The sequence below is a fragment of the Streptococcus sp. SM3 genome (genome assembly GCF_027497875.1).
The window spans coordinates 19,254-27,270 of record NZ_JAJNSA010000027.1 but is presented as its reverse complement, the minus strand read 5'-3'; the positions used below and the strand labels follow the sequence as shown (position 1 = coordinate 27,270).

Annotated in this window: 6 protein-coding genes; 5 read left to right on the top strand and 1 reads right to left on the bottom strand. The window is 40.4% G+C overall.

Features of this window, described 5'->3' with window-relative positions; all coding sequences use genetic code 11:
• Positions 1 to 3,354: SIALI-17 repeat-containing surface protein (locus PAN06_RS06055; RefSeq protein WP_269795866.1), on the top strand; the 3,354-nt coding region annotated here is incomplete at its 5' end.
• Positions 3,355 to 3,591: 237 nt separating this feature from the next.
• Here PAN06_RS06055 and PAN06_RS06050 read toward each other — a convergent pair.
• Positions 3,592 to 4,140: an NADPH-dependent FMN reductase gene (locus PAN06_RS06050; RefSeq protein ID WP_269795865.1), complete on the bottom strand. Its 549-nt coding sequence runs from the start codon at positions 4,138 to 4,140 to the stop codon at positions 3,592 to 3,594.
• 254 nt (positions 4,141 to 4,394) lie between these two features.
• Here PAN06_RS06050 and PAN06_RS06045 point away from each other — a divergent pair, with 254 nt between their 5' ends.
• Genes PAN06_RS06045 through asnS form a run of 4 tightly spaced genes read left to right on the top strand, consistent with a single transcriptional unit; the run spans position 4,395 to position 7,787 of the window.
• A complete protein-coding gene (locus PAN06_RS06045; protein WP_269795864.1) occupies positions 4,395 to 4,883 on the top strand; it encodes a DUF5590 domain-containing protein in 489 nt (162 codons plus the stop codon).
• Positions 4,880 to 6,067, top strand: coding sequence for a pyridoxal phosphate-dependent aminotransferase (locus PAN06_RS06040; protein WP_269795863.1), 1,188 nt, complete (start codon positions 4,880 to 4,882; stop codon positions 6,065 to 6,067). The genes PAN06_RS06045 and PAN06_RS06040 overlap by 4 nt, the downstream gene beginning before the upstream one ends.
• Positions 6,060 to 6,425: a VOC family protein gene (locus tag PAN06_RS06035; RefSeq protein ID WP_261082611.1), complete on the top strand. Its 366-nt coding sequence runs from the start codon at positions 6,060 to 6,062 to the stop codon at positions 6,423 to 6,425. Before PAN06_RS06040 ends, PAN06_RS06035 begins: the two co-directional genes overlap by 8 nt.
• A gap of 15 nt (positions 6,426 to 6,440) precedes the next feature.
• Positions 6,441 to 7,787 (top strand): asparagine--tRNA ligase, encoded by a 1,347-nt coding sequence (gene asnS, locus PAN06_RS06030; protein WP_191962393.1) that lies wholly within the window; start codon positions 6,441 to 6,443, stop codon positions 7,785 to 7,787.
• Positions 7,788 to 8,017: the final 230 nt, after the last annotated feature.

Genomic DNA, 8,017 nt, shown 5'->3' with positions numbered 1-8,017 from the left:
CAAGGTTTACCAGGACGCGACGGACGAGATGGCGCAGCAGGTCGTGACGGACGTGATGGACGCGACGGTAAAGACGTCTTGAACGGCAAAGTTAACCCAGAAGCAAATCAAGGTAAAGACGGCGATAAATACGTCAATACAGAAACAGGCGACGTCTTCGTTAAGAATAACGGCAACTGGGACAAAGAAGGCAACATCAAGGGACCTAAGGGTGATAAAGGTGAACGTGGAGAAGATGGTAAGACTCCAGAAGTAACTGTAACTCCAGGTAAAGATGGTCATAGTACCGACATTACATTCACTGTTCCAGGTAAAGATCCAGTTACAGTAAATGTTAAGGACGGAGAAAATGGTCTGAACGGTAAAACTCCAAAAGTTGATTTGCTTCGTGTCGAAGGACAAAACGGCAATCCATCTCATACAATTGTGACATTCTATACTGATGAAAACAATGATGGTAAGTATACTCCAGGAACTGATGAACTTCTAGGTTCTGAAATGATTAAAGATGGTGCTAAAGGTGCGGACGGACGTGATGGTAAATCATTGCTTACTGTCAAAGATGGTAAAGAAACTAAAGTTTACCAAGAAGATCCAGCACATCCAGGTCAGCCATTGAACCCTGAAAAACCTCTTGCAGTTATTAAAGATGGAGTGGACGGAGTCTCTCCAACAGTAACAGCTGTTCGTAAGGATGAAGACGGTCATAAAGGTGTAGAAATCACTGTTGATAACCATGATGGTTCACAACCAACTACAGTCTTTGTTAAAGATGGTGCTAAGGGAGAAACTGGTGCAACCGGTCAGGATGGCCAAACTCCTACAATCACTACTCAACGTGGACAAGATGGTCAAAGCACTCTTGTAACTATCACAACACCAGGTAAAGATCCAGTAACCTTTACAGTAAAAGATGGTAAGAATGGTAAAGATGGACGTACACCAACTATTGACTTAAATGCATTGGTGGAAGCAGTTAGAAGAGGTGCTGGATCAACTTCTAATTCACAACCTTCTGGAACATCAAGAAGTGCAAGAAATAGAAGAGCATTACCAGATGAAGATAGAAGTACAACTGAGTCATCAGAAACAGTACAACCAACAACTACAGATGCAACAGATTCACAACCAGTAAATGGTACTCGTATTACAGCATACTATGATAATAATGGTAACGGTAAATACGATCCAGGTGTGGATGAATTAATTGGTACAAGTGATATCTTGAATGGTACAAATGGACGTAATGGTACAGATGGAGCTTCTGGTACAAATGGACGTAACGGTGCTGAATTACTAAGTGGAGTTACTGCCCCAACTGCTAATGATGGTAAAGACGGTGATACTTATATCGACGCCAATACAGGTGATGTTTACAAGAAAGAAAATGGTTCTTGGAACAAGATTGGTAATATCCGTGGACCTCAAGGAGTAGCCGGTGAAAAAGGCGACAAAGGTGAAAAAGGTGAAAACGGAGCAGACGGTAAATCACCAGTTGTAAATGTAACGGACAATGGAGATGGAACACACTCTATTACTGTTAGAAACCCTGATGGTTCTGAATCAACAACTAAAGTTAAAGATGGTAAAGACGGTAAAACTGCCAATATCACTACAACAGAAAATCCAGATGGAAGCCACACAATTACTATAACAAATCCAGATGGAACAACTAAAGAAACAGTTGTTAAAAACGGTAAAGATGGTAAGACTCCAAAAGTTGAAGTGACTGATAACAACGATGGAACTCACACTGTTAAAGTTACGGATGGAGATGGCAATGTTACGAATGCTATCATCAAAGATGGTAAAGATGGTAAAGCTGCAACAGCAACTACAACAGAAAATCCAGATGGAAGCCACAGAGTAACAATCACTAACCCAGACGGAACGAAGAATGAGTTTGTTGTTAAGAATGGTCGTGACGGTGTTGACGGACGTACTCCAACCGCATCTGTTCGTGACAATGGGGACGGAAGTCATACAATCGTTATTACAAATCCAGAAGGTGTGACAACTGAAACCACAGTTCGTGATGGTAAATCACCAAAAGTTACTATTACTGACGAACAAAATGGAACTCATAAGATCTCAGTTCTAAATGGTGACGGCACAACTACTGAAACAATTATCAAAGATGGTAAATCACCAGTAGCAACTGTTACTGACAACCATGATGGTACTTACACAATTCGTGTAGAAAACGGTAATGGTACTGTTTCTGAAACCACAGTTCATGACGGTAAATCACCAACTGCTAAGGTTGTGGATAACGGAGATGGAACTCACACTATCACAGTTGTGAACTCAGACGGTACAACTACAACAACTACAGTTCGTGATGGTAAAGAACCAAAACTTGAAGTTATTGATAACAACAATGGTTCACACACTATTAAAGTGACAGGAGCTGATGGTAAAGAAACTACAACTACAATCTTTGATGGTAAATCACCAAAAGCGAACATCGTTGATAACGGAGACGGAACTCACACATTGACAATCGTTGATTCTGATGGCCGTGAATACAAATCTATTATCAAAGATGGTAAAGACGGTAAAGATGGCGTTTCACCAACTGTAACTGTTAAAAATAATAACGATGGAACTCACGTTGTTACAATCATTAATCCAGATGGAAGTAAGACAGAAATGGTGATTAAAGACGGTAAAGATGGTAAATCACCAAAAGTTTCTGTTGAAGATAATGGAAATGGTAGTCATACAATCACAATTATCAATTCTGACGGAACTGTGACAAAAACAGTTGTTAAAGACGGTAAAGATGGTCGCGATGGCAAAGACGGTAAAGACGGTAAAGATGGTAAATGTGGATGCAAAGACAAACCAGTAACACCATCAAATGACAAACCAGTTCCTCCAACACCTAATGTGCCAGAAGGACCAACGTTTGCAATGCCAGAACCACCAGTTCATGAATTGCCAGAATTCAACGGTGGTGTGCCAGGAATGCCAGAAGTTCATGAATTGCCAGAATTCAACGGTGGTGTGCCAGGTATGCCTGAAATCAATGAACTTCCTAATCCAGAAGCTCCAGGAATGCCAACACCTCCAGTTCATGAAATTCCAGAATTTAATGGCGGAGTACCTGGTATGCCAGAAGTCAATGACAAACCAACTTCAAACATTCCTGAAGTTCCAACACAACCAAATCCAAATGTACCAGTTCAACCGGTAACACCATTACCTTCTAACCCAGTAGTACCAACTACAGGTAAAGAAAAACATGGGGACAAATTACCAGAAACTGGAAGCCAATCTGATTATATCTCTGTTCTTTTAGGTAGCGGTATTCTATTGAGCCTATATGTAGGTCGAAGAAAAGAAGATTAATCAGCAACAAGCAGTCACTAATTTCTCGAAAGAAGATGATAAGTGATAGATCTCGAATGAAAGAATATTCTTAGAATGATTTTCCTGTGATGGAAAAGACTGCTAAAAACCTTGAGTGGTAACGCTCAAGGTTTTTTTGGATGGGTAATGTTTGTCTGAAAATTTTGATCTAGAAATAAAAAATGCCACCCTATTAGGTGGCGATAATTGATTTAGACTTCTTAAAATTCTCTTTTTTTACTGAATCGCATTGACCAAGTCTTGAGCTTGTTTGTCAAGTGAGTTTAGGACTGATTTTTCGAGAACCAATTTTCCATCTGCCCAAGCAGAGTCATTGACACGTGCAGCAGTGAAATCACCAACGATTTGTGTACGGATAAATGGCAAGAGGTCTTTGTAAATAGCGAAGAGTTGATCGTGACCGGCATTGGCTACAGATGATACGGTGACAAACTTGTCTTGAAGGGCAGAAGCACCACGTGTATCAGACAAGTCAAGGGCACGAGATAGCCAGTCAAGTAAGTTTTTCACTGTTCCAGGGATAGAGAAGTTGTAGACTGGAGAGAAGATCCAGATAGCATCCGCAGCGAGAACTGCTTCACGAGCAGCAGCTACAGCTGGATGTGTTGGAACTTCCAAATCTTGGCTGAAGAGAGGAAGGGCTGAATAATCAAGGTAGCTAACTTCTGCTTTACCAGCAAGTGCTTTCTCAGCTTCGAGCGCCATTTGGTGGTTGAAAGAACCTTGACGTAGTGATCCGACGATAAATAATACTTTTTTAGACATGATGTGTCTCCTTTTTCTTAAATTTCCGAGAACCCTCTCGTTGTTATGAAATATATTACAACAAAACAAAAGGACTTGCAAGAAATCTGCTCAGAGTTTATTTGAAAATTATAAAATTGCTGAAACTCTAGTCACTTGCTACTGGAAAAGTAAGAACTGTTTTTTGGATTCTGGTTTGCTTTGAAGGAAGAAATAAAGTGCGATTGTTCCTATATTCACTTGTAATAAAGCCCAATAGATGGTAAAATAGACGAGTGAAAAAAAGACAAAATAAAGCAAAAAATAATCTACTGTGGCAGTATGGTCTAGGGATGACGATTTTGTTTGTGGTTATCAGTGCTTCCTTTCTGTATCTGGTTTCTCTCGGCATGAAACCCTATCAAACAGCTAAAAGTGAAGGAGAAAAATTAGCTCAGCAGTATGCAGGATTAGAGCAGGTTGATCAGGTTGATTTATACAATGGCTTGGAATCTTACTACAGTGTTCTTGGTCATAATAAACAGCAAGAATCACTTGCTGTCCTGATTGGGAAAGATGACCATAAGATTTACGTTTATCAGCTAAATCAAGGTATTTCACAAGAAAAAGCAGAAGCTCTTTCTAAGGAAAAAGGAGCTGGCGAGATTGACAAGATTACCTTTGGCCGTTATCAAGACAAGCCAATCTGGGAAGTCAAGTCAGGCTCTGATTTTTATCTAGTAGATTTTGAAACAGGAGCATTGCTCAATAAGGAGGGCTTATGAAACTATCCAAGCGTGTTTCAGAAATGGAAGAAAGTGTCACTTTAGCTAGTGATGCGAGAGCAAAAAAATTAAAAGCTCAAGGTAAGGATGTCCTTTTCTTGACCTTGGGACAACCAGATTTTCACACTCCTGAAAATATTCAGGATGCAGCAGTTAAAGCTATTCGAGAAGGACAGGCTTCCTTCTATACAGTAGCTTCAGGTCTACCAGAATTAAAAGCTGCGGTGAATACCTACTTCGAGCGCTACTATGGCTATTCTGTCGCAAGTAACGAGGTTACCTTTGCTACAGGTGCCAAGTTCTCCCTCTATACTTTCTTTATGGCTGTAATCAATCCTTTAGATGAGGTTATTATTCCAACTCCATACTGGGTTAGTTATGGAGATCAGGTCAAGATGGCAGAAGGGATTCCAGTCTTTGTTCAAGCTAAAGAAGACAATGATTTTAAAGTCACAGTGGATCAACTAGAACTAGTTAGGACAGATAAGACAAAGGTTTTGGTTCTCAATTCACCATCTAATCCGACTGGTATGATCTATACTCGTGAAGAATTACTAGCTATAGGAAATTGGGCAGTTGAGCATGACATTCTGATTTTAGCTGATGATATATACGGTCGCCTTGTTTATAATGGAAATGAATTTGTTCCAATCTCAAGTCTATCAGAAGCAATTCGTAATCAAACCATTGTTATCAACGGTGTATCTAAGGCTTATGCCATGACGGGTTGGCGAGTTGGTTATGCGGTAGGTGATCCTGAAATCATTGCATCTATGAGTAAATTGACGGGACAAACAACTTCAAATTTGACATCTGTTTCTCAATATGCGGCTATTGAAGCCTTAACAGGACCACAGGAGTCTGTTGATATCATGCGTCAGGCTTTTGAGGAGCGTCTCAATACCATTTATCCGCTATTATGTGAGGTCCCAGGTTTTGAAGTCGTTAAACCACAAGGAGCTTTCTATCTCTTCCCAAATGTAAAAAAAGCCATGGAGATGAAAGGTTATACAGATGTGACTGACTTTACAACAGCTATTCTTGAGGAAGTTGGTTTGGCACTCATAACAGGAGCTGGCTTTGGAGCGCCAGAAAATGTCCGCCTCAGCTATGCGACAGACCTAGACACGCTTAAAGAAGCAGTTAAACGTTTGAAAGCATTTATGGGTAGTGAGAATGATTGATCATTTTGAAATTAAGGTAAAGGATTTACAAATTTCAGAAGGATTTTATAGGAGTTTTCTCGCCCCTTTGGGCTATAAATTGGCTTTTAAAACTACTTCTCTAATCAGTTTTCTTGCCCCAAATAGCCCTCATCCTGGTGGTGACTTTTGGTTAGCTCAGGGGACGCAAAATCCTATTCACTTTGCTTTCTTAGCAGAAAATAAGGAAGAGGTTCAAGCTTGTTATGAGGCTGGCTTAGAGGCAGGTGGGCTAGACAATGGTGCTCCTGGTCATCGCAGTGAGCATCCGATTTATTATGCTGCTTTTATGATTGATCCAGATGGGAACAATATAGAGGTGGTTTGCCATAAAGAATAAAAAAGAAAAGGAAAAATAATGACAAAACGTGTAACGATTATTGATGTAAAAGACTATGTTGGTCAAGAAGTGACGATTGGTGCTTGGGTTGCCAACAAATCAGGAAAAGGGAAAATTGCCTTCTTGCAATTACGTGATGGAACAGCCTTCTTCCAAGGTGTGGCCTTTAAACCAAACTTTGTAGAAAAATTTGGTGAAGAAGTGGGGATTGAGAAGTTTGATGTCATCAAACGCTTGAGCCAAGAAACGTCTGTTTATGTGACAGGTATTGTTAAAGAAGACGAACGTTCTAAATTTGGTTATGAGTTGGACATTACAGACATCGAAGTGATTGGTGAATCTCAAGACTACCCAATCACACCAAAAGAACACGGAACAGACTTCTTGATGGACAACCGTCACTTGTGGCTCCGTTCTCGTAAGCAAGTAGCTGTGATGCAAATCCGTAACGCTATCATCTATGCAACTTATGAGTTCTTTGACAAGAACGGCTTCATGAAATTTGATAGCCCAATCCTTTCAGGAAATGCGGCAGAAGATTCAACTGAACTCTTTGAAACAGACTACTTCGGAACGCCAGCCTACTTGAGCCAATCAGGTCAGCTTTACCTAGAAGCAGGCGCTATGGCCCTTGGTCGTGTCTTTGACTTTGGTCCTGTATTCCGTGCTGAAAAATCAAAAACACGCCGTCACTTGACTGAGTTCTGGATGATGGACGCAGAGTACTCCTACTTGACACACGATGAGTCACTTGACTTGCAAGAAGCTTATGTAAAAGCTCTTCTTCAAGGTGTTCTTGACCGTGCTCCTCAAGCCCTGGAAACATTGGAACGTGATACAGAACTCTTAAAACGATACATTGCAGAGCCATTCAAACGTATCACTTACGATCAAGCCATTGACCTCTTGCAAGAGCATGAGAATGATGAAGACGCTGATTACGAGCATCTTGAGCATGGAGATGACTTTGGTTCACCACATGAAACTTGGATTTCAAACCACTTTGGTGTGCCAACATTTGTCATGAACTATCCAGCAGCCATCAAAGCTTTCTACATGAAACCAGTTCCTGGAAATCCAGAGCGTGTGCTTTGTGCAGACTTGCTTGCTCCAGAAGGCTATGGAGAAATCATCGGTGGGTCTATGCGTGAGGAAGACTATGATGCCCTTGTAGCTAAAATGGATGAACTTGGTATGGACCGTACAGAGTATGAATTCTACCTTGACCTTCGTAAATACGGTACAGTCCCACACGGTGGATTTGGTATCGGTATCGAACGTATGGTAACCTTCGCAGCAGGAACAAAACATATCCGTGAAGCCATTCCATTCCCACGTATGTTGCACCGTATCAAACCGTAAATAAAAAAGTTATTATAATAAAAAGAAGGGTAATTCCTTCTTTTTGTATTTTGGGTACAAAAATATTATACAAAAAGCGAGAATATATAGAACATTTTGGTTGACTGATGTTAAAAACATATGGTAAAATTGGATAATGAGTATTGTGTTGTGGTTTCGTTAAAGAAGGTGTTCTTTAGCAGGAGAGGAAGGGAAAACTGATGACTTCAACATTATTCTAAATTAACATA

Bases quoted from the DNA above. Each gene is read 5' to 3' on its own strand.
- PAN06_RS06050 (WP_269795865.1), bottom strand. From the start codon at position 4,140: ATGTCTAAAAAAGTATTATTTATCGTCGGATCACTACGTCAAGGTTCT.
- PAN06_RS06040 (WP_269795863.1), top strand. From the start codon at position 4,880: ATGAAACTATCCAAGCGTGTTTCAGAAATGGAAGAAAGTGTCACTTTA.
- PAN06_RS06035 (WP_261082611.1), top strand. From the start codon at position 6,060: ATGATTGATCATTTTGAAATTAAGGTAAAGGATTTACAAATTTCAGAA.